The following is a 22761-nucleotide window of genomic DNA, read 5'->3' as shown; positions in this document are numbered from 1 at the left end:
CCTGGCAGGTATTTCGGGGGTGGTTATTTTTTTGCCTAGTGGATAGAGCTTTTTGTCATGTTGTTTCGAATAATGGAGAGCAGGCGTCCTTTAAACCGTGGTTGTATAAAATCGCCACCAATCGCCTCATTGATTATAACCGTTCCTAAAATACTGAGAATAGCAGAGAGGCAAGGGGGAATCCTATGTTTGAAAAACTTGGATCACTGGTAAAGGAGTGGAAAACATGAACACGGAACAGATGGAAAATGGCAATTACAGCACTGAAATTGAAGCGTTTATTCATGAGTATAAGGCCGGATTGGCCGATTTAAAAGAAAAGCTGCCTGAGGTGGTTGACCAGTATCATGCCTTTACAGGTGCCTGCTTTAAAAAGGGGAAACTGGACCAGAAAACCAAGCACTTGATTGCTTTAGGGATCGGACTGGCCACCCAGGATGAATATTGCATCATGTATCATACCCAGGAGGCGCTGCAGAAGGGAGCTTCCGATGCTGAGATCTTGGAAGCGCTGGGTGTCAGTGCCGCTTTGACAGGGGGCATTGCCATGAGTCATGGGGCCACCCTGGTCCAAGCTTGCCTGGAAGAACTGCCCCACCGCAAGCATTGATCACCTCTATAACAACATATCAAGAAATATAAGAGCCGGAACGAACTCCCGTCCTACCTGGCGGGAGTTTTTTTGCATCATTAGGAAGTTTTTCCCCTCATGCACAGGGAAAGGCTTTGTGATACGATTAAAGCAACAACTTCACCAGGAACACAAGTGTGCCCAAACGTAATGAGAATAAAAAGAGGGATCATCCATGATGCTGGCACGTTTATCCTTTACTGTTATGGTTCTTATTGGTGCTGTACTAATGAATTTTTCTCCAGGCGATATGGCAGGCTTGGCTGAGTCAAACCGCCAGGGAAAGATCAGGGTTGCTGTTGATCCTCACCTGCCTCCGTTTCAATTTATGGACGAAGGAACATTAACAGGTTTTAATATCGATATTTTAGAAAAAGTAGCGGAATACCAACAGCTTGAAGTAGAATATGTACCCTTGAATCTGGAGCAAAGTGTGGATGCCCTGGCCAATGGCGAGGTGGACGTCATCCTGGGCATTCATTTTTCAGCAGATTATGCCGAAAGAATGGAATTCAGCGACCGCTTTTTTACCTCTTCTGTAGGGGTACTGGTTCCGGCCCATGAAGACCATATTAAAGGTCTGGCCGATCTGTCCAACCGGATTGTGGCCTTACAACGGGGAACCGTGGAATACGACTTTCTGAGAAATATCCGCCGGGTTAAATATCATGTGACCAGCAGCCAGGCACAGGCGTTTGAATTGCTGCAGAGAGGACGCGCCGAGGTGTTTGTGGGCAACCGGCATACAGCCGAATATTTACTGCAGGAGTATGGCGTGGCCAATCAATACCAGTTTGCGGACGGTTATCTGCTGCCTCTGGAGTATTCCCTGGCTGTGCCTGGGGGGCGTTACCAACTGTTGCACACCTTAAACAGAGGATTAAGAACTGTTGTTCATGAAGGTGATTACACCCAGATTTATAATCATTGGTTTGGCCAGGATCCGGCGCTTGTGGCTCAGCGGTTGAGGACAGCGATCACCGTCATCGTTTCCCTTTTTGCCATTGCTTTAATGATGATGGTGTACGGGATGTATTGGAACCGCAAGCTGCAGCAGGAAGTGGACAACAAAACCAAAGATCTGCAGGAAGCCAATCGCAGCCTGGCCTATCAAATTGAAGAAACCAAGAACAGCCAGCAATTTAAAGAGCAAATTTTGGATAGCAGCCCGCGTGGTATTGTCACTTGTGACCGGCACGGTCTGATCACCTCGTTTAACCCCAAAGCCCTGGAAATTGTGGGAGTTGAAGAAAAGCCGCTTGGAAGGCATTACTCACACATTCCGCTCATCTCCGCTCTGTTTAAGGGCAAAATCAGTCAAGTGCTTGCCCAGGGACAGCAATTTCTCGGGGAAGAGTATGATTGGGCCCCTGATGGCCAAACAACCTATCATTTGCGCTATTATGTTTATCCTTTATATGATTACGAAAAGCATGTGACCGGGGTTATTCTTTCCTTTGAAGATGTCACGGAAGAGTACCGGTTGAGAGAACAGCTGTTTACCCAGGAAAAAAACAGGGCCCTGGGCCAGCTGGTCGCTGGCATCGCCCATGAAATCCGCAATCCGCTGACATCGATCAAAACATTTGCCGAACTCATTCCTTCCAAATTTGAAAACGCTGTGTTCCGGCAGGAGATGGCCACCCATGTTCCCAAAGAAATTGAGCGTTTGAATCAGCTGATCGGCGGCTTGATTGATTACGCCAAACCACGGCGAGCCAAAAAGGAACCGGTCTATGTCCAGTCATTAATCGAGGCGGTCCTTATTTTATTTCAGCCCTCGGTTGAAAAGAAGGGGTTCCGGGTCCGCACCAACCTGGAGAGAGATTTGTCCATCAATGTTGATGCGCAACAAATGAAACAGGTGTTGATTAACTTAATCCTCAATGCAATCGAAGCGATGGAGATAAAGCGCAACAAAGCGGTAGACGCTCAGGCGGAGGGTCTAACACTCCATGTGTCTGCCTGGGCCGATGAGACAGACGTGTATATCGCAATCAAAGATGAAGGGATTGGCATGAGCATGGAGGAACTGAACAAAGCATTTGAACCATTTTACACGACCAAACCGAAAGGGACTGGACTGGGGCTGTCCCTTTCTCAGCAATATGTGGCTGAAAACAATGGCAGACTGGTTGCGGAAAGCACACCCGGGCAAGGAACGGTGATCACACTGATCTTTAACAAGGAGAGGGATGCCAATGGCCAAGATACTGGTAATCGATGATGAAGCCTCCATTTGTTCTTCGTTGCAGTTTGCCCTGGAAGATGAATATGAGGTGAAAACCACCACCGACCCCTGGACAGGTGTGGAATGGCTGAAACAAGAATCCTTTGATTTGTGCTTATTGGACTTGAAACTGGGGGAGATCAACGGGATTGATGTGCTGACCGAGATTAAAAAATGGCAGCCGGATATGGTTGTCATTATCATGACTGCCTACGGAACCATTTCCTCTTCCGTTGAAGCTATCAAAAAGGGCGCCTATTCCTATTTAACCAAGCCATTGCATATGGAAGAACTGCTGACCTTGCTGAAGCAAGCCCTCCATTTTCAGCATCTTTACCGCCAGGTGGCCTATTTGCGCCAGGAGTTAGAGAACAAATACCGTTCTGAGGGCATCATCGGCAAGAGCCCGCGCATGAGGCGGGTATTCGAGCTGATTGACAAGGTCAAAGATATTGAAACAAACGTGCTGATTTCAGGGGAAAGCGGGACTGGAAAAGAACTGGTGGCCCGGGCCATCCATTTTTCCGGCAAGCGCAAGAACCAGCGGTTTGAAGTGGTCAATTGTGCGGCCATCCCCGATCAGCTGTTGGAAAGTGAACTGTTCGGCCATGAAAAGGGCGCCTTCACCGGTGCCGTCAGCCGCAGAGAAGGGAAGTTTCAACTTGCCCAGAACGGCACCATTTTTTTGGATGAAATTGGGGACATGCCCCTTCACTTGCAGGCCAAATTGTTGCGTGTGCTTCAACAGCGGGAAGTCACTCCCTTGGGTGCTAATAAAAGCATTAAACTGAATGTGAGGGTGATTGCTGCCACCCACAGGGATTTAAAAAAAATGGTGGAAGAAGGTACTTTTCGGGAAGACTTGTATTTTCGCCTCAATGTATTGGAAATTTCACTTCCCCCTCTAAGGGACAGGCGGCAGGATTTGCCGTTTCTTATCCAGCACTTTATTCAAGTCTTTAATCAGGAACTGGGCAAACAGATCGCAGGTGTTGTTCCGGATGCCTATGAATGCCTGCTCAATTATCATTACCCGGGTAATGTCCGTGAGCTGGCCAATATTGTGGAGGCGGCCATGGTGATTTGTGAGGGGGATCAGATCCAACTGAAAGATTTACCCGAAGAAGTGCGCCACAATCATGTCCGTCTCCACCCAGGCTCCCAGTCCATTCAAAGCCATATTGAAGCATTGGTTGGCTTGCCTGTTAAAAAAGTGGAAGAGCTGCTGATTAAAGCCACATTGGAAAAAAACAGAGGCCACCGCAAACAGACAGCCAAGATGCTGGGCATCAGCGAGCGCAGCTTGAGGGATAAGCTGAAACAATACAAAGGGCGCCAAACATAGGAAAGATATGCGGCAGATCTTGCCCCTGCGGCAAATTATGCCGCTTTTTTATTGGGGACCTAATGAGATGAGAGCTGTGGACAACGGCGGTGACAGCAGCAAAAGAGAGAAAACGGTTACAAAAACCGAAGTTGGCATTAAATTTGCATAACTGTTATTAGAGCGTATCAAAAAAATTTATAAACGGAGGGTCATCAGATGAAGAAACATCATCAGCTGAAAAAGATAGGTTTGTTGTTGCTCACCATGACACTGATTTTGTCTGCCTGTGGCGGCGGCGGGCAGGAACAAGGAGCCGAAGAGGACTTGTTTATCACCATTGCCACCGGTGGAACTTCCGGAGTGTATTATCCGATTGGCGGGGCCATCTCCACCATTCTGGAGGAAGAGCTGGGCTATGATACTTCTGTCCAGGCAACGGGTGCCTCTGTGGAAAATATTAATCTCTTGCTCAATAACAATGCTGAGCTGGCGATAACCATGGGAGACGCAGTTTTGCAAGCTTATGAAGGGTTCGGAGCTTTTGAAGGTGAAGAACCCAAAACGGAGCTGACCGGGATTGCCGGCTTGTATCCTAACTTTGTACAGGTTGTCACCACGGCCGATTCCGGCATTGAAACATTTGCAGATTTGAAAGGCAAACGGGTTGGTGTAGGAGCTCCCAATTCCGGTGTTGAACTGAATGCCCGTATGATGTTTGAAGCCCATGGCATGAGCTACGATGATATTCAGGAAGACTATCTGTCCTACAGTGAAGCGATTGATCAAATCCGCAACGGCATGATTGACGCCGCTTTCGTGACCAGCGGACTGCCCAATGCCACTGTGATCGACTTGTCCACCACTCATGAGGTGAAGATTGTGCCGATCGAAGGGGAAGCGATGACTTACTTGGAAGAACATTATCCGTTCTTTACCGCCAGTGAGATTCCTGCCGGCACGTATGATAATGAAGAACCGATCCCAACGGCTTCCATTACCAACTTGCTGCTGGTGAACCATACGCTGTCTGAAGAGGTTGTCTACAATATCACCAAAGCTCTGTTTGAAAACCTTGAGACCCTGCACAATGCGCACAATGCCGCCCAAGATATCAGCCTGGAAAAAGTAGAAGAGGGTATGGTTGTTCCTTTGCATCCCGGGGCACAACGCTATTTTGAGGAACAAGGTGTTTTAGCTGAATAACAGTCAGAAGGAGGCAGAGGAAGCATGTTACGCTATGCTTCCTCTCCAGTTATGAACAAATATGTCCTCATTGCAGTCTTGTGTTTAGTGGCAGGCAGTTTAAGCGCTTTGACCTTTGTTCTGGCCAGCCCTGCCGGCCAATATGACCTGGTCATCCACAATGAGAAAAATGGGACGGTTTATGTTCAGCAAGCGGTCAGTGAAGGAGATATGCTGGAACTTTCCTGGATTCATTCTGTGGAAAAGACACCATGGCATGAAATCCTGCAGGTTGAGAGCGGCCACTTTGTCTTGGTGGAGACCCGTTTTCAGTCGTTCGGGGCCGGTGTGCCCCATACCAAAGAAGGAACTGTCAAGGTTGAAGATGATTATGTCATTATGACAGAGCTGTCCGAAGTCATTCCTGTCTACCGCTGGATACATTCCCACCACGTGCAGTTTGGTCTAGAGTTAAACGGAGAGCCGCTTTTACAAACAGGAGATATTCCCCATCATCAGCCGGTAGAGATGAGGCTTAAAAAGAGGTGGTAAAGATGAACAACCGCTTAACAGAACGGGAATTGAAGCTGGATGACCGGCAGCAGGCCATATTGGAGAAATATGATACTGAATCACGCTTCCGCCAGTTTAACCGGCGCAGCTTAACTTTCATTGTCACCCTGGTGGCTGTGACACTTTCTGTGTATCATTTCACTACATCATATATTGGCACACCGGTCACTTTGCAGCACCGGTCGCTGCATCTGGCCCTTGTGCTTGCTCTTATTTTTATTCTTTACCCTGCTTTTCAAAAGCAGAGACGGGATGTATTGCCCTGGTATGATGCCTTATTAGCTTTGCTGGCGATTAGCACCACCGTTTATATTTTTCAAGATTATGAGGGAATCATCCGCCGCGGCGGCCTGCCCAATGAATGGGACCTGCTGTTTGGTGCCATTCTGGTGCTGTTAGTTTTGGAAGCAGCCAGACGGGTGACGGGATGGGCGCTTCCTCTCTTGGCCGTATTGTTTATTCTGTATGCGTTGTACGGGCGGGACATGCCTGGGATTCTGCGGCACCGGGGCTACAGCTGGGACCAGCTGGTCAACTTCTTGTATGTTACGACAGAGGGCATTTATGGCACCGCAATAGGGGTTTCAGCCACTTATATTTTCCTGTTTATCTTATTTGGCGCATTTTTGGCTAAATCCGGCATGGGGCAATTTTTTAATGATCTGGCCTTGGCCATGGCCGGTCATACTAAAGGGGGGCCGGCTAAAGTATCCGTGTTGGCCAGCGGCTTTTTAGGCAGCATTAATGGGGCTGCTGTGGCCAATGTGGTTACCACGGGGGCTTTTACCATTCCCCTGATGAAAAAGATCGGTTACAATAAAAACTTTGCCGGTGGGGTTGAAGCCTCGGCTTCAGTTGGCGGACAGATTTTACCCCCTATTATGGGGGCAGCGGCCTTTATTATGGCTGAAACCCTAGGTATTCCCTATACCACCATTGCAGTTGCCGCCATTTTACCAGCCCTGTTGTTTTACCTGGGCATCTTGACCCAAATCCATTTACGGGCCTCCAAAGACGGTTTAGAGGGGATGAAGCGATCCGAACTTCCCCGTTTGCGTGATGTGATGAAAGAGCGGGGCCACTTATTAATTCCCTTGCTGTTTCTCGTCTATATGCTGTTCTTCAGCGGGACGACGATCATCTTTTCTGCCTTTTGGACGATTGTGGTAACCATCCTGGTCAGCATGCTGCGCAGGTCGACGCGTATGAGTTTTAAGGATATTACAGAAGCTTTGGAAACAGGGGCCAGAACGGCGCTGGGTGTGGCCATTGCCTGTGCGGCTGTCGGCATCATTGTCGGCGTGGCCACCCTGACTGGCTTTGGTTTGAAGCTGGCCAATGCCATCGTCACGCTGGGGGGAGAGAGTCTCTTTTTGACCTTGCTTTTAACCATGGTTGCTTGTATTGTGCTGGGTATGGGGTTACCCAGCATCCCCACCTACATTATTACCGCAACCATGGCCGCGCCGGCTTTGGTGAAACTGGGTGTGGAGCCCCTGGTGGCCCATTTGTTTGTCTTTTACTTTGGTATTTTTGCCAATATTACACCTCCCGTGGCTTTGGCTTCATTTGCTGCGGCAGGGGTTTCCGGCGGTTCTCCCATGCGTACGGGTTTTATGTCCATGAAATTGGCCGTTGCCGGCTATATCGTTCCATTCATGTTTGTCTACAACAGCTCCCTGCTGTTGATAGAGACAACAGTAATGGAAAGTTTGGCCTTACTGCTTACTTCTGTGACCGGTGTGATGATGTTGGGTATTGCAGCAGAAGGTTACTTACTGACCCGTATGCACCCGCTCCTCAGAATCTTGATGGCCACAGGGGCAGTGATGTTTATGAATCCCAATTTGATTCAAGATATCATCGGTTTTGGTGTTTTGGTACTGACTGTTGCTATTCAGTACTACCTAAACAAAAGAAACTAATTCAGTTCCAAACTTGTCCATGTTTCATTTAAGCTGATGGCAAAAAGGTTTTGCAAGAAACTATTGGATGGTGGCATATACCAGGTTCTATGCCAGAAAGAAACTCCTGTCTTTGTCAGACAGGAGTTTCTTTCGAAATACATCCTGAACTTTTTTCATGTAGTTGGGGAGGAGATTAATGAATGACAAAAATATTTTTGTAAATAAATATAACAATAGCATGTGTATTTTTTGTTGTTTTTATTAATATAAAAAAATCAATTTTTATCTTTTTTAAATTTTTATATTGCATTTTGCCTCTTATTTTTTTTATAATAAAAAAGCAAATTAAATATTGTAAAAATTCTAATAGGGGGGATTGGTATGAAGCACAAGGATTACCATTTGCGATCGCCTGATTTGTTGCCTATTGGTTCTAAGGAGCGGAAAATCAGTACATTAGGTTTTTCGTTTATGTGGGTTGGAATGGCAGTTGTCCTCGCTGCATTTGCCATTGGTGGAGAAGGGGTAGGTTCAATTCCGCTTGGATGGGTGATATTGGCTACTCTGATCGGGTCGGTTGCCATTGGTCTTTTCATCACTATCACAGGCGATATAGGCATTGAACATGGTCTGTCATTTCCAGTCTACATGAGAGCCCCGTTTGGAACGATTGGCACACATATTCCTTCTGTTTTGCGGGGAGTAACAGCTTCATTTTGGTTTGGGATCAATACCTTCTTTGGATCGGCAGCTATTAATGGCATTCTCAATATAATGTTTGGCTTTGACAACTGGTTTCTATGTTATATCATCTTTGCCATTATACAAGTGATTAATACGTCTATCGGTATTAAAGCGATAGAACGATTTGCCGATTTGGCTGCACCTACAATCATTCTCATCGCTATTTGGATGTATATAAGCCTGTCCGGTCAGGCTGCTGCTGCCGGTCGAGATGTATGGGCTTGGGTTGAGTTACCCGCTACAGGATGGACAGCGTTTACGATTTTTATGGTTATCGTCTTCGGTAACATGGGATACTGGGCAACACTTGCAGCAGATATTCCGTCCATCTCCCGCTATATCAAAGCACCGAAACATGAACGTAACTGGTTTAAACGTAACAAAGGAACACTGGTTGGCAGTGTGGTTGCGATGCCGCTTACCCAAACCTTTATGGTGACCATTGGTGCAGTTGCCTTTATTGCTGTGGGCAACTATGACCCGATCGTCGCCCTTCAACAAACATCCAGCGGGCTTGTTCTTGCTATTCTATTGTTAATGATCGCCCTTGCTCAATGGTCAACAAATACAGCAGCCAACCTCGTTCCGGCTGCCACCATCTTTTCCAATGTGGGAGGTCCGAAAGTTCCGTTTTACGTTGGCGTTATCATTGCCGGACTAATTGGCTCTTTTGCCCAACCCTGGACCTTATTTGAGATTTTAATTCCCTTCTTATTAGTGGTGGGCGGTATACTGTCCGCCATCGTAGGTGTCTTATTTTCCGATTATTACCTCTTACGCAAACGGAGAATAAATCTGCCAGATCTTTATAGACATGATGGCCAGTACCGTTATGATAAAGGAATTAATATTGCCGGATTTCTTTCCTGGATTATTGGAGGATTAGCCGCTATTGCTCTGTCTACCTTTTCGTTTTTGGTCGGATTTATCGTCGGGGGAGCTGTGTATTACGTATTAGCGAAATATTGGTACTTTAAAAAGCATAAACAAGCTGAAATTGAAGATCCAAGTGATGAGAAGTATTTAGGGATTACTGTGGGACGTGACTGGCAGATCGAAGAAGAAGGTATGGACTCTACTCCTTTTGTAGAAAAGAAGTCCTCACTCGAATATTCTTGAAATGAAATCTTGCCATTCTTAAAAAATGCTAGAAAGCATAAATAATGGGTAAATAAAGGAGGAAAAAGTAATGGCAGAATCAAAACAATTTTTTGAGGAGAAGGAAAAAATAGACGCTTTGCTAAATCAGGGGTACAGTATCGTTAATATTGAAGAGAACCTGAGTGGGGCCTTTGTTGACTTTGAATTACAACGTACACCACGGGGAAATGAGGAGAGAAGAAAGAGGCTGCACATTTTAACCGCAGATGCCAGAAAATATTTTTCGACAATTGTGTTTCAGCAACAAAAGGCCAATTAAAAAATTAAATTTACTCCCATTTTTAACACGGTACCACCGTGAAAAAATGGGAGTTATTTTATTGCTTCTTCTTATTATTATCTACTGAGGCTTCTGACGCATGCTCATGATGGTACTGTTCCAATCCTTTCTTAAACAATTCCAATAGGATTTCGTGCTGGGTTTTATTTCGAACATGTTGGCGAATCCTGGTCAGTTCCTCAACCAACTCCGAATCAAGATGCAAATTGACCGTTTTACTTTTCTCCTTAGGTTTAAGAATATAATGGCGATTCTTTTTCCGAAGCACGCCAGTGATGCGGCTGTCTTGAGGCAAAGATTTTTTATCGGGAATATAAATCATATTTCCCTCTAATATAATTTTAGTCACATTTTCATTAAAACGAATGTAAATCTGATTTTCCAGGTCTTCGTTTAAGGAGCGTATTTGTCGGGCCAAATGCTGGTTTTCAACTGTGTTTTTCATCTCAATCGTGACGTCCACCTTGGTATCCTCCTGTTAAAACCTATTCAACCTGTACTAATTCCTGCTCGGGGATATTTTGAACAATCGAAAAGTCCTTCTCTAATTGTATAGTATAACAAAAGACATCGTCGACTAAATCGCTTTTAACAACCACTCCAATTTCGCCTTTATAGTTTCCGCTCATCACTTTAACCCGATCGATCACATTAAAGACAGGTTGAATAAAGCCTTTTTTATAGAGAAATTGATACACATTTTTTTTAGGATATAAAAAACGTTTTTTACCTTGTTTTGATTTTAAAGCCCAAAATCTCTTTCGTTCGTCCACAATATCTCCTAAATATCCTTGATCAGCCCAGCGTTTAATGGTTGCCATGTTGCTTTCTTTTCCAGTATGTTTTTTGATGATGTTGATGATGTCACTGGAGGCCAGGTATTGTTGGCGCTCCTTCTCTTGTTTGAGCACCTCGCTATATTGCGCTTCTAACTCCTTTAAAAGTTGTTGATCCTTTTCAATTCTCAGCTTAATTTTGGCGATCCGTTCCTCAAGTTCCCTTTTCATTTCACTCCCCCCGTATTTATACAATTGATTATGGTTCTCATATATAAGTAATATGATAGCTAAGGAGTTGATTTTGAGCAATCTCCTAACTATAAAATATAGTGTTTATCAAAGAAAAAAATATTATACTTTTATTTAATTTAAATCAAAATATGTTAAGTGTTATAAAAATATTGACAAATAACAATTTGATAAAATAAAATATAACTAAGTTATGAAAATATAAACTTTTTTGCGGAACAATTGATTAAAGGAGGATTTAAGTTGACGGTCTCAGAAAAAATTGAAACGTTTTACAACCTCATTGGCGAAAAATGGGTTCCGTCCATGTCTGGAAAAACTTTTGAGGTGGTAAATCCTGCTGATGTTCGGATGCGTCTAGGGATTTGTCAACAATCAACCGAAGAAGATGTTGGTCAGGCTGTGTTGATGGCAAAGAAAACATGGCCTATATGGCGTGAAACCCCTGCCCCTGAACGAGGGTTATACGTGTATAAAGCAGCCCAGTTTATTGAAGAACGCAAAGATGAATTTATTCAGCAGCTCGTCCTTGAAGTCGGAAAAAGTTTCGCGGATGCTCATGCTGAAGTGATACGAACGTTACGTGTGATGAAATATCTAGCGGGAGAAGGCGAACGTTTGACAGGAGAAACGATTCCTTCATGGGACCAGGAAGTGACCGGTTATACGAAACGGGAACCCGTCGGTGTTGTGGGTATCATTACACCGTGGAATGTGCCCTTGGCTATTGCAGCATGGAAAATTGCCACAGCATTGGTTTGTGGATGCACGGTGGTATTTAAACCATCCAGTCAAACTCCGATTGTCAGTTTGAAATTGATCCAGGCTTACCAAGATATCGGATTGCCCCAAGGCGTGATTAATGTTGTCACCGGTTCGGGTTCCGTGGTAGGCAATGCCATAGCGAATCATCCTGATATCAAAGCGATTAGCTTCACCGGCTCAAATAACATCGGGAATCATATTAATCAGCTTGTGGCGAAACGGGGAGGACGTTTTCAGGCTGAAATGGGAGGAAAAAATCCCTTTGTTGTGTTAGAAGACGCCGATCTGGATCTGGCGACGGATCATGTGATTGTCGGGGGATTAGGAGAGAGCGGTCAGCGGTGTACAGCGACGAGTCGTGTGATCGTCTTGAAACAAATAGCAGATCCGTTTATCGACATGCTTGTTCATAAAATTAAACAGGTGAAAGTGGGGGCACCCATAGACAAAAGTAACCAAATGGGTCCCGTAATTGACCAACAGTCATTGGAAAACATTTTGAGATACATTGAGATTGGCAAACAAGAGGGAGCTGTCCTCCTGACTGGCGGATATCGGTTAACAGGTCCTGATTACGACAATGGATACTTTATCGCTCCTACTGTGTTCCGAAGTGTGACACCAGATATGACCATTGCCCAGGAAGAGATATTTGGGCCAGTCATTAGTGTGATGGAAGCGGAGGATTTTGAGCAAGCCATTGAGTGGGCCAATCAAGTGGAGTACGGACTTTCCTCTGCCATCTATACCAATGACATGAAAAGGGCTGCAGAGTTTATTAATCGCATTGAAGCAGGGTTGACTCATGTCAATATGCCCTCAACTTATAGTGAACCACAGTTTCCCTTCGGTGGCATTAAGGCTACAGGATTAGGGGGGATGCGTGAAGTGGGAAGCACGGCGATCGATTTTTACACAGAATGGAAAACGGTTTATATCAAGCCACATTCAACCCAAGAAGGAGGTCATCGCAATGAGCATTAAGCCAAATACAATCTCCATCTCGGCAGAGGATATTCAATCCAATTTTAACGAAGTCAATCCAGGTTTAACGAAGAAAGAAGCCATTGAAGAGGCTCATCGCTGTTTGTACTGTTATGATGCACCTTGTATCAAAGCATGTCCAACCGGGATTAATATTCCTTCATTTATTAAAAAGATTGCGTCTGGCAATATGAAAGGATCTGCCAGAGTGATTATGGAAGCCAATCCGGTAGGGGCTAGCTGTGCCCGTGTGTGCCCGACGGAAGAGTTATGTGAGGGGGCCTGTGTATTAAACAATGCCTCTAAACCGATCATGATCGGTGACTTGCAACGTTATGCAACAGATTGGGCCATGAAAAACCAGGAGCTTCTGTTCAAGGCCGGTGAACCAAATGGGAAATCGGTCGCCATCGTTGGGGGAGGCCCCGCAGGCTTATCGGCGGCTCGTGAACTTGCACGGTTAGGGTATAAGGTCACTATCTTTGAGGCAAAAGACAAAGCAGGTGGACTCGACACATATGGAATCGTGTCATTCCGCTTGCCTCAAGAAATTTCTCTCTGGGAAGTGGAACAAGTAGAAAAATTAGGGGTTGAGATTCGGACCAATTGCCAGGTCGGTAAAGATATTTCTGTGAATGAAATTATGGATCAATATGATGTTGTTGTTTTGGCCATCGGGATGGGCAATGTTCCCATGCTTGGCATTGAAGGTGAAGATCTTGATGGGGTCTATGATGCGATCCAATTTGTTGAGGACACAAAAACAAAGCCTCTGACAGACCGTTTTGTCGGATCGCGCGTCGCAGTTATCGGTGCTGGTAACACAGCCATTGACGCAGCAACCTGTTCTGTTCGCCTGGGGGCGGAAAACGTGACGATTCTTTATCGCCGAACTGCAAAGGAAATGACGGCCTATCAATTTGAGTATGAGTTTGCCAAGCAGGACGGGGTTGAATTCAGATGGTTAACCCAGCCCGTGCGTATCATTGGCGATGAACAGGGTAAAGTGAAGCAGTTAGAGTGCATTCGAATGGAGCTCGGTGAACCGGATGCTTCAGGACGTCGGCGCCCTATCCCAATTGAGGGATCGGAGTTTGTGATGGAGGTAGATACTGTCATTAAAGCGATTGGCCAGACCAGATATGTGGATTTAATCGAGGCTTTTGGTTTGGAACATGATAACGGGGTGGTGAAGATCAACGAAGAAACTTTACAAACCTCAAATCCAAAAGTGTTTGCTGCAGGAGATGTCATTTTTGGGGACAATCAAGGAGAGGCGATGGTCGTGTCGGCTGCTGAGCAAGGGAAACAAGCTGCCTATGGGATTCACCACTACTTATTTGGCAGAAAAAATGAGTCATCTTTAGCGGGATAAATAAATAGAAAATTGTCAATCAGCAAAATAAATTAACTTATACAATAATAAAGGAGGTCCTAATATGGCAGATTTAAGGATCAATCTGGCAGGCATTGAATCTCCCAATCCGTTTTGGCTGGCCTCTGCTCCTCCAACAAACTCTGGTTACCAAGTGCAAAGAGCATTTGAAGCAGGTTGGGGTGGAGCTGTTTGGAAAACATTAGGGGAACCTATTCTCAATGTCTCTTCCCGCTTTGCTGCACTTCATTATAATGGCCAACGAGTAGTAGGGTTTAATAATATTGAGTTGATAACTGACCGTCCATTAGAGGTTAATCTAAAAGAAATCTATGAAACGAAGAAAAAATTCCCCAATCATGCCATCATTGCTTCTTTAATGGTCGAGCCGAAACGGGAAAAATGGCATGAAATCGTCAAAAGGGTGGAAGATGTCGGTGTGGATGGGCTGGAATTGAACTTTGGCTGTCCCCACGGAATGGCAGAGAGAGGAATGGGATCTGCATCCGGGCAGCATCCTGATTTGGTAGAGCAACAAACCTACTGGGTAAAAGAAGTGGCCCAAACACCCGTCATTGTTAAATTAACTCCAAACATAACCGATATCACCCATACGGCTCGAGGAGCAGTACAAGGTGGAGCCGATGCCATTAGTCTCATTAATACGATTAACAGCTTAATGGGAGTCGACCTTGATACATGGCATACCATTCCCCATGTAGCCGGAAAAGGCGCGCATGGTGGATACTGCGGGCCAGCCGTCAAACCAATTGCTTTAAATATGGTGGCCGAATGTGCCCGTCATCCTGAAATTAATGTTCCTATTTCCGGAATTGGCGGCATCTCAACCTGGAAAGATACTGTGGAATTCATGTTAATGGGTGCTACAGGAGTCCAAGTGTGTACGGCGGTGATGCATCATGGCTTTAGTATCGTGGAAGATATGATCGATGGCTTGAATAACTATTTAGATGAAAAAGGGATCACCTCTGTGCAAGATATCATCGGACAATCAGTGGCTAAATACTCAAATTGGGGGGATCTGGATCTTAATTACCGAGTGGTGGCCCGTATTAATAATGATGTCTGCATTAACTGTAATAAATGTCATATTGCCTGTGAAGACGCCTCCCATCAATGTATTGATATTCTCACAAATGTAAATGGCGAGAAGTATCTAGAAGTACGGGAAGACGATTGTGTAGGCTGTAATCTTTGTTCCATTGTATGTCCCGTGGAGGGAGCTATTGATATGATTGAAATTCCAAGTGAAACTCCCATGTCCTGGAATGAGAGGCAAGCGGCCATTAAAGAACCGAGCTGTTCATCTTCATAAGAGTACCATAACAGAATCATAATCAAGAAGGAGGTACGTTTTATTGTGAAAAAACTGATTAAGAATGGTACGATTGTCACCGCAGCAGACACATATCAAGCAGATGTTTTAATTGAAGATGGAAAAGTTTCACAAATTGGAATAAACTTAGAGGCAAATGGTGCTGAAGTGGTCGATGCTGCAGGGTGCTATTTATTCCCGGGAGGGATTGATCCCCACACTCATCTTGATATGCCTTTTGGCGGGACCATTACGGCTGATGACTTTGAGTCTGGCACCATTGCAGCCGCTTATGGCGGCACGACCACGATTATTGATTTTTGCTTGACAACAAAAGGTGAGCCGTTGAAAAAGGCTATTGAGACCTGGCATGAAAAATCAAGGGGAAAAGCGGCCATTGATTATAGCTTCCATTTGATGATCGGGGAGATTAATGAAGATGTCTTAGCTGAATTGCCTCAGGTCATTGAAGAAGAAGGAATCACATCTTTTAAAGTCTTCATGGCCTACAAAAACGTGTTTCAAGCTGATGACGAAACCTTATTCCGCACTCTGATCGCTGCCCGGGAACTGGGAGCTCTAGTGATGGTACATGCCGAAAATGGAGATGTTATTGATTACCTGGTAAAAGATGCCTTGGCCAAAGGGAACACAGATCCCATATACCATGCCTTGACCCGCCCGCCTGAAGCCGAAGGAGAGGCGACAGGAAGAGCAGCTCAATTGACGGGGCTGGCCAATTCACAACTCTACGTTGTTCATGTCTCATGTGCTGACGCCGTAGAGAAGATTGCCGAAGCGCGTCGCAAAGGCTATAACGTTTGGGGAGAAACTTGCCCCCAATATCTCGTATTGGATCAGTCTGCATTGGAGAAGCCAAATTTTGAAGGTGCTAAGTACGTCTGGTCACCCCCTTTACGGGAAAAGTGGCATCAGGATGTGCTGTGGAACGCTTTGAGTACAGGAACTCTGCAAACATTGGGGTCGGATCAATGCTCCTTTAACTTCAAAGGACAAAAAGAGTTAGGAGTGGGGGATTTCTCCAAAATACCCAATGGAGGCCCGATTATTGAAGACCGTCTGAGTATTCTTTTCTCAGAAGGGGTTAAAAAGGGTCGTATCACGTTAAATCAATTTGTCGATATCGTCTCTACTCAAGTGGCTAAATTGTTTGGACTTTTCCCAAAAAAGGGGACTATTGCAGTTGGCAGTGATGCAGATATTGTCATCTTTGACCCTCATGTTGAACGTGTCATTTCTGCCGAAACCCATCATATGAATGTTGATTACAGTGCCTTCGAAGGAATGAAAGTGACAGGAGAACCCATCACAGTATTGTCAAGAGGGGAATTTGTGATTCGAGATAAACAGTTTGTGGGACAGATTGGTCATGGGCAATACATCAAGCGTAATAAATTTAATACCCAACTCGTTAATAAAGATGAAGCAACGGCTAAATAAGGGGCGAAACCGTGGAAAAAGGAATTTAAATCAATTATTTTAAACTCTACATTATTATATAGAAGAAAGGGGAAGAACAATGTCCAGATATGTGAAAATTGGTCTCATTCAAGCTACGCATGATGTTTCAGGGGAAGAACCGGTACAGGTTCACATTGATCATGCCGTTCAAAAACATATTAAGTTAGTCGAAGAGGCTGCATCAAAGGGAGCGAAGATCATCTGCCTGCAGGAAGTGTTTACCACTCCTTACTTCTGTACTGAACAAAATGAAAAGTGGTACGCTGCAGCGGAGCCCATCCCCGATGGCCCTACCACCCAAACGTTCATGGAGCTGGCCAAAAGGTTAGGGGTCGTCATCGTCTTACCTATATACGAAAAAGCAGCCGAAGGGGTGTACTATAATACAGCGGCTGTCATCGATGCGGATGGTTCTTATTTAGGAAAATATCGTAAAAATCATATCCCCCATGTTCAGGCTGGCGAAAACCTTAACAATGGATTCTGGGAAAAGTATTATTTTAAACCGGGTAACTTGGGGTATCCTGTTTTTGATACCACATATGGAAAGGTGGGCGTCTATATTTGCTACGACCGCCACTTCCCTGAGGGAGCCAGACTATTAGCCCTCAACGGAGCTGAAATCGTCTTTAATCCATCCGCTACAGTGGCTGGTTTATCTGAATACTTATGGAAACTGGAGCAACCTGCCCATGCTGTCGCCAACGGTATCTACTTTGGTGCTATCAACCGTGTTGGATATGAACAGCCTTGGAATCTCGGGGAATTTTATGGGCAATCGTATCTTGTGGACCCCAGAGGTAATTTTGTTGCAATGGGAAGCCGTGATAAAACGGAAGTTGTCATTGGCGAAATGGATCGGCATCTCATTGCAGAGGTTCGCGATCAGTGGCAATTCTTCCGTGACCGCAGACCTGAAACGTATCAAGATATGGTTAAATTATTACCATAGTAAATGGTTCAACTGCGAACACATGAAAAACTATCCCTTCGTGATGGAGGGATAGTTTTTTGTAAAGGAAATTTCTTTGTTAATATTTCTGACAATATAGAACATTAAGAAGGAATTTGGATCATATCGTAGAATATGAATATGTAAGTGATCGTCATGTTGTTTTACCTACGGTATCTCATTATAGGGCATGAAAGTTGGGGTGACAAAATTGGAACGGATTGTTTACCGGGGTGTCGATCTTGAAGAAGCGTATAAGGTTATCAGAGAACAATCGTATGATCAAAGGGAGCGCAGGGTTTTTCAAGATGGTGTGCATGCCAAAGCGGTTTTTGGCAACGGGGTTTACTTGGTGAGCAACATACTGGTGGCGGCTGAATATGCCTTCTGTCATGCAGAGACCTCAAGAAGTAAAGGGGCTATTTTGAAACAAAAGCTGCGATTGCGCAATCCTATTGTTTTGGATGAAACATTTGGCGAACGGGAGCTTAGGCAAGAAGCGTTAAAGTGGAAGTATCCAGATGGCGAGATTGAGGTATTGTACCCGCAAGGTTCTTCCCTGCAGCTCGTCGAATGGACAGGCAACATCATTCGGGAGTATTTGCTATCGAAGGGATACGACGGGATCGTCTACCATCTGAATGACGATTTGACGTATTATGTGGCCTATGATTGTAAAAACCAGATTTACGATGTGGAACTAGAGTTTGTCTTTGATATTGAGCAATTTTTAAAATCATCAAAAAAATTCAGCCGGGAAAACTAGTATAAAAAATAAGGTTATTAAAAAAAGGATTTGCCGGGTTAGCAAATCCCTTTTTCTATGCTAAAATGTATTTTAAATGATAATGATTATAAATAACATTTTTCCTGCTGTGTCCCCGCTGGTGGTTGTCCCTTTTCTTAATTTCTACATATGATATACTATAAAATGTACTTTGAGGTTGAGAATCAACTGAGAACCAACTCATCAGTGGGATCCAGCAAAATATGATTAACAAACATAGGAGGGTATTGGCTATGTCTGCACCACATTTAAAAATAGAAAACCTGAGAGTGGCTGTAGAAGGAAATGAAATTCTGAAAGGCTTCTCTTTGGAGGTTAAAGGTGGCGAAATCCATGCCATCATGGGTCCCAACGGGACTGGTAAGAGTACTTTGGCTTCGGCCATTATGGGCCATCCTCACTTTGAAGTGACTGGAGGTTCTGTGGAACTTGACGGTCAAAATGTGTTAGACATGGATGTGGATGAGAGAGCCCGTGCCGGTTTGTTCCTGGCCATGCAATATCCAAGTGAAATCAGCGGTGTGACTACAGCTGACTTTCTCCGTTCAGCCATTAATGCCAAGCGTGGCGAAGGGAACGAAATTTCTCTGATGAAGTTTATCCGCCAGCTGGAAGCAAAAATGAAAGTGCTGGATATGGATGAAGCTTTTGCCCAACGTTATCTTAACGAAGGGTTTTCCGGCGGGGAGAAAAAGCGCAATGAAATCCTGCAAATGATGATGCTCGAACCTCGCATTTGCATCCTGGACGAAATTGATTCCGGTCTGGACATTGATGCGCTGAAAGTAGTCGCCAACGGGGTCAACAGCATGAGAAGCGAGGAGCGCGGCTTTCTGATCATTACCCACTATCAGCGTTTGCTCAACTACATTAAACCGGACTTTGTACATGTGATGATGCAAGGCCGCATTGTCAAATCAGGTGGACCTGAGCTTGCCCTGCAGCTTGAAGAAAAAGGCTACGACTGGATCAAAGAGGAACTCGGCATCAAAGACGAAACAGTAGGCCAAGAAGCTTAAGGGCCAAAGGAGGGTACAGAATGACGGTAGAGACAAAAGCGGAACTGACGCAGGAGTTTATCACCGGGTACTCGAAACAGCAGGGTGAACCGGAGTGGCTGCTTGATTTGCGCTTGAAAGGCTTTGAATTGAGTGGCAAGTTGGAGCTGCCTAAACCGGAAAAAACCAAAATCTCCGATTGGAACCTGCTCACTTTCACCCACCCTGGGGAAGAAACGCCTATCAGTAGTGTGGAAGGTCTGCCTCATGAAGTGAAACGGGTCATTGGTGATGAGCAAGGGGCAGGCAATGTCGTTATTCATAAAAACGGACGGGCGGTTTTTCAGGCGCTGAGTGAAGACCTGAAACAGAAAGGTGTCATCTTCACGGATATTCAAACAGCAGTTAAGGAACATGGGGATCTGGTCAAACGCTACCTGGCTCAACTGGTGAAGGTGGACGAACATCAATTGACCGCCATTCATACCGCTTTGTTCAACAGCGGGGTTTTCCTGTATGTGCCTAAAAATGTGGAAGTCGATGTTCCCTTGCAAAGTGTCTTTTGGCAGGAAAACGGTGATGTGGGGCTGATTCCGCACATTCTGATCGTCGCTGAAGACAACAGTAAAGTGACCTACGTGGAGAACAGCATTGGTGCCGAGCAAGGAACGTCTGTGAACAACTATGTGGCTGAAGTGTTTGTAGGGCCCGGAGCCAATGTGACCTTTGCCGCCGTTGATAATCTGGGCAAGAACGTCACCAACTATGTGTACCGGCGGGCAACGGTTGACCGCGATGGGCACATCGACTGGGCTTTAGGCCAAATGCATGACGGCAACACGGTTTCAGATAACCTGACCATTCTGAAAGGAGACGGCTCCACTGGAGACAGTAAATCGGTGGTGGTCGGACGCGGCGAACAGTCCCAAAACTTTGTGCAAAAAATGATCCAATTCGGGCGTGCGAGCGACGGGCAAATTCTGGGTCATGCTGTGATGAAAGATGCTGCCCGGGCCATCTTTAACGGGATCAGCAAGATTGAAAAAGGGGCCACCAAAGCGAATGGAGAACAAACTGAACGGGTGCTGATGCTCAGTGAAAAAGCGCGTGGGGATGCCAACCCGATCCTGTTGATTGACGAAGACGACGTCACAGCCGGTCACGCCGCTTCCGTGGGGCAGGTGGATAAAATGCAGCTGTATTATCTCATGTCCCGCGGCATTTCCAAATCGGAAGCAGAGCGGCTGATTATCCTTGGATTCTTAAACCCGGTTGTGGAAAAAATACCGTTAGAAGGCATGAAAAAACGGTTAATCGATGTGATTGAAAGGAAAGTTAAATAATGAACGTAGAAGAGATCAGAGCACAGTTCCCTATTTTGGATCAAAAAATAAATGGGCATCCCCTTGTCTATCTGGATAGTGCAGCCACCTCCCATAAACCCCTGCCGGTGATCGAAGCACTGGCCAAATATTACCGGATGTACAATTCCAATGTGCACCGGGGCGTCCATACGCTGGGCAATTATGCGACGGAAGGCTATGAGGGCGCCCGTGAAAAAGTGCGCCGCTTTATCAATGCCAAAAGCACCAAGGAAATTATTTTTACCCGCGGCACCACGACGGCCCTGAACCTGGTGGCTGCCAGTTATGCCCGTCAAGTGTGCCGCGAAGGGGATGAGATTGTGATCACCCCGATGGAGCATCACAGTAATCTGATCCCCTGGCAACAAGCGGCCAAAGTGACTGGGGCCACCTTGAAATATATCGATTTAAATGAAGACGGGACACTCAATATGGAAGATGCCCGCCAAAAAATCACGTCCAATACGAAAGTGGTGGCCTGCACCCATGTCTCCAATGTACTGGGTACCATCAACCCGATTAAGGAACTGGCCCAGCTGGCTCATGCCCAAGACGCTGTGATCGTGGTTGACGGAGCACAAAGCACCCCCCATATGAAGATTGATGTGCAGGCTTTAGATGTCGATTTCTTCGCCTTCTCCGGGCATAAAATGTGTGGGCCCACCGGCATTGGTGTTCTGTACGGGCGTAAAAAGCTGTTGGAAGAGATGGAGCCCGTCGAATTTGGCGGGGAAATGATTGATACTGTGGAATTATATGAATCCACCTGGAAGGAGTTGCCGCACAAATTTGAAGGAGGCACCCCCATTATTGCCGGTGCGATTGGCTTAGGAGCAGCCATTGACTTCTTGGAAGAGATCGGTTTAGACAATATTACCCGGCATGAACACGAACTGACTGCTTATGCTTTAGAACGGTTACAGGAGATCGATGGGCTGACGATTTACGGCCCCAAAGAGCGGGGCGGACTGGTCACCTTCAATCTTGATGATGTCCATCCGCATGATGTGGCCACAGTGCTCGATTCTTACGGGATTGCTGTCCGTGCCGGCCATCACTGCGCCCAGCCTCTGATGAGATGGTTGAATGTGACCGCTACGGCCAGAGCCAGTTTGTATCTGTACAACACCAAAGAAGATATAGATAAACTGGTTGATGGTTTAGTGAATACAAAGGAGTATTTCGGTTATGTCATTGGAGAATAAATACCCGGTTAATCTTAATCAACTGTATCGGCAGGTGATTATGGATCATTACAAGAACCCGCGCAACCGCGGGGAAATTGAGAATGGTGCTTTAACAGTCAATATGAACAACCCCACTTGCGGGGACCGTATCCGCCTGCAGATGATTGTCAAAGACGGAAAAATTGAAAACGCCAAGTTTGTGGGTGAAGGATGCTCCATTTCCCTGGCTTCTGCTTCGATGATGACCGAGGTCATCATTGGCAAGCCGGTGGAAGATGCCCTGCAATTATCTGCCATTTTCTCTGACATGATGCAAGGCAAGCCGTACGATGATGAGACCTATGACTTGGGGGACATTGAGGCTCTGCAAGGCGTGTCCAAATTTCCAGCGCGCATCAAGTGCGCCACATTAGCCTGGAAGGCGATGGAAAAAGGGCTTGGAAAAGAAGAGGAAGCATAAGCAAACTG

20 protein-coding genes are annotated in these 22761 nt (G+C 45.6%); 18 read left to right on the top strand and 2 right to left on the bottom strand.

Features of this window, described 5'->3' with window-relative positions; translation table 11 throughout:
* The first annotated feature begins 241 nt into the window (after nt 1–241).
* The 8 genes from J2S00_RS05005 (at nt 242) to J2S00_RS04970 (ending at nt 10014) form a co-directional block, all read left to right on the top strand.
* Complete coding sequence (locus J2S00_RS05005) at nt 242–610, top strand: carboxymuconolactone decarboxylase family protein (RefSeq protein ID WP_307336896.1); 369 nt, start codon at nt 242–244, stop codon at nt 608–610.
* A gap of 196 nt (nt 611–806) precedes the next feature.
* On the top strand, nt 807–2858 hold the full coding sequence (locus tag J2S00_RS05000) for a transporter substrate-binding domain-containing protein (protein WP_307336269.1): 2052 nt from the start codon (nt 807–809) through the stop codon (nt 2856–2858).
* On the top strand, nt 2833–4206 hold the full coding sequence (locus J2S00_RS04995) for a sigma-54-dependent transcriptional regulator (protein ID WP_307336266.1): 1374 nt from the start codon (nt 2833–2835) through the stop codon (nt 4204–4206). The genes J2S00_RS05000 and J2S00_RS04995 overlap by 26 nt, the downstream gene beginning before the upstream one ends.
* 198 nt (nt 4207–4404) lie before the next feature.
* The gene (locus tag J2S00_RS04990) at nt 4405–5391 is read left to right on the top strand and encodes a TAXI family TRAP transporter solute-binding subunit (protein ID WP_307336263.1); all 987 of its coding nucleotides are present in this window, start codon (nt 4405–4407) and stop codon (nt 5389–5391) included.
* Nucleotides 5392–5415: 24 nt separating this feature from the next.
* The gene (locus tag J2S00_RS04985; protein WP_307336261.1) at nt 5416–5922 is read left to right on the top strand and encodes a DUF1850 domain-containing protein; all 507 of its coding nucleotides are present in this window, start codon (nt 5416–5418) and stop codon (nt 5920–5922) included.
* A gap of 2 nt (nt 5923–5924) precedes the next feature.
* On the top strand, nt 5925–7868 hold the full coding sequence (locus J2S00_RS04980; protein WP_307336258.1) for a TRAP transporter permease: 1944 nt from the start codon (nt 5925–5927) through the stop codon (nt 7866–7868).
* A gap of 363 nt (nt 7869–8231) precedes the next feature.
* Nucleotides 8232–9713: an NCS1 family transporter gene (locus J2S00_RS04975; protein WP_307336255.1), complete on the top strand. Its 1482-nt coding sequence runs from the start codon at nt 8232–8234 to the stop codon at nt 9711–9713.
* A gap of 70 nt (nt 9714–9783) precedes the next feature.
* The gene (locus J2S00_RS04970) at nt 9784–10014 is read left to right on the top strand and encodes a hypothetical protein (protein ID WP_307336252.1); all 231 of its coding nucleotides are present in this window, start codon (nt 9784–9786) and stop codon (nt 10012–10014) included.
* Nucleotides 10015–10072: 58 nt separating this feature from the next.
* On the opposite strand, the gene J2S00_RS04965 is transcribed toward J2S00_RS04970, so the two are convergent.
* Together J2S00_RS04965 and J2S00_RS04960 are read right to left on the bottom strand one after the other, a co-directional pair.
* On the bottom strand, nt 10073–10498 hold the full coding sequence (locus J2S00_RS04965) for a hypothetical protein (protein WP_307336249.1): 426 nt from the start codon (nt 10496–10498) through the stop codon (nt 10073–10075).
* A 22-nt stretch (nt 10499–10520) separates the two neighbouring features.
* Nucleotides 10521–11042, bottom strand: a complete 522-nt coding sequence (locus tag J2S00_RS04960) for a KOW motif-containing protein (protein WP_307336247.1) — start codon at nt 11040–11042, stop codon at nt 10521–10523.
* Nucleotides 11043–11306: 264 nt separating this feature from the next.
* On the opposite strand from J2S00_RS04960, the gene J2S00_RS04955 reads away from it, so the two are divergent.
* The 10 genes from J2S00_RS04955 (at nt 11307) to sufU (ending at nt 22753) form a co-directional block, all read left to right on the top strand.
* Complete coding sequence (locus J2S00_RS04955) at nt 11307–12812, top strand: aldehyde dehydrogenase family protein (protein ID WP_307336244.1); 1506 nt, start codon at nt 11307–11309, stop codon at nt 12810–12812.
* Complete coding sequence (locus tag J2S00_RS04950; RefSeq protein ID WP_307336242.1) at nt 12802–14187, top strand: NAD(P)-dependent oxidoreductase; 1386 nt, start codon at nt 12802–12804, stop codon at nt 14185–14187. Before J2S00_RS04955 ends, J2S00_RS04950 begins: the two co-directional genes overlap by 11 nt.
* 64 nt (nt 14188–14251) lie before the next feature.
* Nucleotides 14252–15523 (top strand): NAD-dependent dihydropyrimidine dehydrogenase subunit PreA, encoded by a 1272-nt coding sequence (gene preA, locus J2S00_RS04945; RefSeq protein ID WP_307336239.1) that lies wholly within the window; start codon nt 14252–14254, stop codon nt 15521–15523.
* A gap of 45 nt (nt 15524–15568) precedes the next feature.
* The gene (gene hydA, locus J2S00_RS04940; protein WP_307336236.1) at nt 15569–16984 is read left to right on the top strand and encodes a dihydropyrimidinase; all 1416 of its coding nucleotides are present in this window, start codon (nt 15569–15571) and stop codon (nt 16982–16984) included.
* 79 nt (nt 16985–17063) lie between these two features.
* Nucleotides 17064–17957 carry a nitrilase-related carbon-nitrogen hydrolase gene (locus J2S00_RS04935; RefSeq protein WP_307336233.1) on the top strand — a complete coding sequence of 298 codons (894 nt, stop codon included), beginning with the start codon at nt 17064–17066 and terminating at the stop codon, nt 17955–17957.
* A 202-nt stretch (nt 17958–18159) separates the two neighbouring features.
* Nucleotides 18160–18723 (top strand): hypothetical protein, encoded by a 564-nt coding sequence (locus J2S00_RS04930; RefSeq protein ID WP_307336230.1) that lies wholly within the window; start codon nt 18160–18162, stop codon nt 18721–18723.
* Nucleotides 18724–18977: 254 nt separating this feature from the next.
* Nucleotides 18978–19763 carry a Fe-S cluster assembly ATPase SufC gene (gene sufC / locus J2S00_RS04925; RefSeq protein WP_307336228.1) on the top strand — a complete coding sequence of 262 codons (786 nt, stop codon included), beginning with the start codon at nt 18978–18980 and terminating at the stop codon, nt 19761–19763.
* A 20-nt stretch (nt 19764–19783) separates the two neighbouring features.
* Nucleotides 19784–21085, top strand: a complete 1302-nt coding sequence (gene sufD, locus J2S00_RS04920) for a Fe-S cluster assembly protein SufD (RefSeq protein WP_307336225.1) — start codon at nt 19784–19786, stop codon at nt 21083–21085.
* Nucleotides 21085–22311, top strand: coding sequence for a cysteine desulfurase (locus tag J2S00_RS04915; protein WP_307336223.1), 1227 nt, complete (start codon nt 21085–21087; stop codon nt 22309–22311). The genes sufD and J2S00_RS04915 overlap by 1 nt, the downstream gene beginning before the upstream one ends.
* Nucleotides 22295–22753: a Fe-S cluster assembly sulfur transfer protein SufU gene (sufU, locus tag J2S00_RS04910; protein WP_307336220.1), complete on the top strand. Its 459-nt coding sequence runs from the start codon at nt 22295–22297 to the stop codon at nt 22751–22753. Before J2S00_RS04915 ends, sufU begins: the two co-directional genes overlap by 17 nt.
* Nucleotides 22754–22761: the final 8 nt, after the last annotated feature.

The sequence above is a fragment of the Caldalkalibacillus uzonensis genome (genome assembly GCF_030814135.1).
Classification (GTDB): Bacteria; Bacillota; Bacilli; order Caldalkalibacillales; family Caldalkalibacillaceae; genus Caldalkalibacillus; species Caldalkalibacillus uzonensis.
The sequence above is the reverse complement of the archived record's forward strand: the minus strand, read 5'-3'. Positions and strand labels throughout refer to the sequence as shown.

Bases quoted from the DNA above. Each gene is read 5' to 3' on its own strand.
- J2S00_RS05005 (WP_307336896.1), top strand. From the start codon at position 242: ATGGAAAATGGCAATTACAGCACTGAAATTGAAGCGTTTATTCATGAG.
- J2S00_RS05000 (WP_307336269.1), top strand. From the start codon at position 807: ATGATGCTGGCACGTTTATCCTTTACTGTTATGGTTCTTATTGGTGCT.
- J2S00_RS04995 (WP_307336266.1), top strand. From the start codon at position 2,833: ATGGCCAAGATACTGGTAATCGATGATGAAGCCTCCATTTGTTCTTCG.
- J2S00_RS04990 (WP_307336263.1), top strand. From the start codon at position 4,405: ATGAAGAAACATCATCAGCTGAAAAAGATAGGTTTGTTGTTGCTCACC.
- J2S00_RS04985 (WP_307336261.1), top strand. From the start codon at position 5,416: ATGTTACGCTATGCTTCCTCTCCAGTTATGAACAAATATGTCCTCATT.
- J2S00_RS04980 (WP_307336258.1), top strand. From the start codon at position 5,925: ATGAACAACCGCTTAACAGAACGGGAATTGAAGCTGGATGACCGGCAG.
- J2S00_RS04975 (WP_307336255.1), top strand. From the start codon at position 8,232: ATGAAGCACAAGGATTACCATTTGCGATCGCCTGATTTGTTGCCTATT.
- J2S00_RS04970 (WP_307336252.1), top strand. From the start codon at position 9,784: ATGGCAGAATCAAAACAATTTTTTGAGGAGAAGGAAAAAATAGACGCT.
- J2S00_RS04960 (WP_307336247.1), bottom strand. From the start codon at position 11,042: ATGAAAAGGGAACTTGAGGAACGGATCGCCAAAATTAAGCTGAGAATT.
- J2S00_RS04950 (WP_307336242.1), top strand. From the start codon at position 12,802: ATGAGCATTAAGCCAAATACAATCTCCATCTCGGCAGAGGATATTCAA.
- preA (WP_307336239.1), top strand. From the start codon at position 14,252: ATGGCAGATTTAAGGATCAATCTGGCAGGCATTGAATCTCCCAATCCG.
- J2S00_RS04935 (WP_307336233.1), top strand. From the start codon at position 17,064: ATGTCCAGATATGTGAAAATTGGTCTCATTCAAGCTACGCATGATGTT.
- sufC (WP_307336228.1), top strand. From the start codon at position 18,978: ATGTCTGCACCACATTTAAAAATAGAAAACCTGAGAGTGGCTGTAGAA.
- sufD (WP_307336225.1), top strand. From the start codon at position 19,784: ATGACGGTAGAGACAAAAGCGGAACTGACGCAGGAGTTTATCACCGGG.
- J2S00_RS04915 (WP_307336223.1), top strand. From the start codon at position 21,085: ATGAACGTAGAAGAGATCAGAGCACAGTTCCCTATTTTGGATCAAAAA.
- sufU (WP_307336220.1), top strand. From the start codon at position 22,295: ATGTCATTGGAGAATAAATACCCGGTTAATCTTAATCAACTGTATCGG.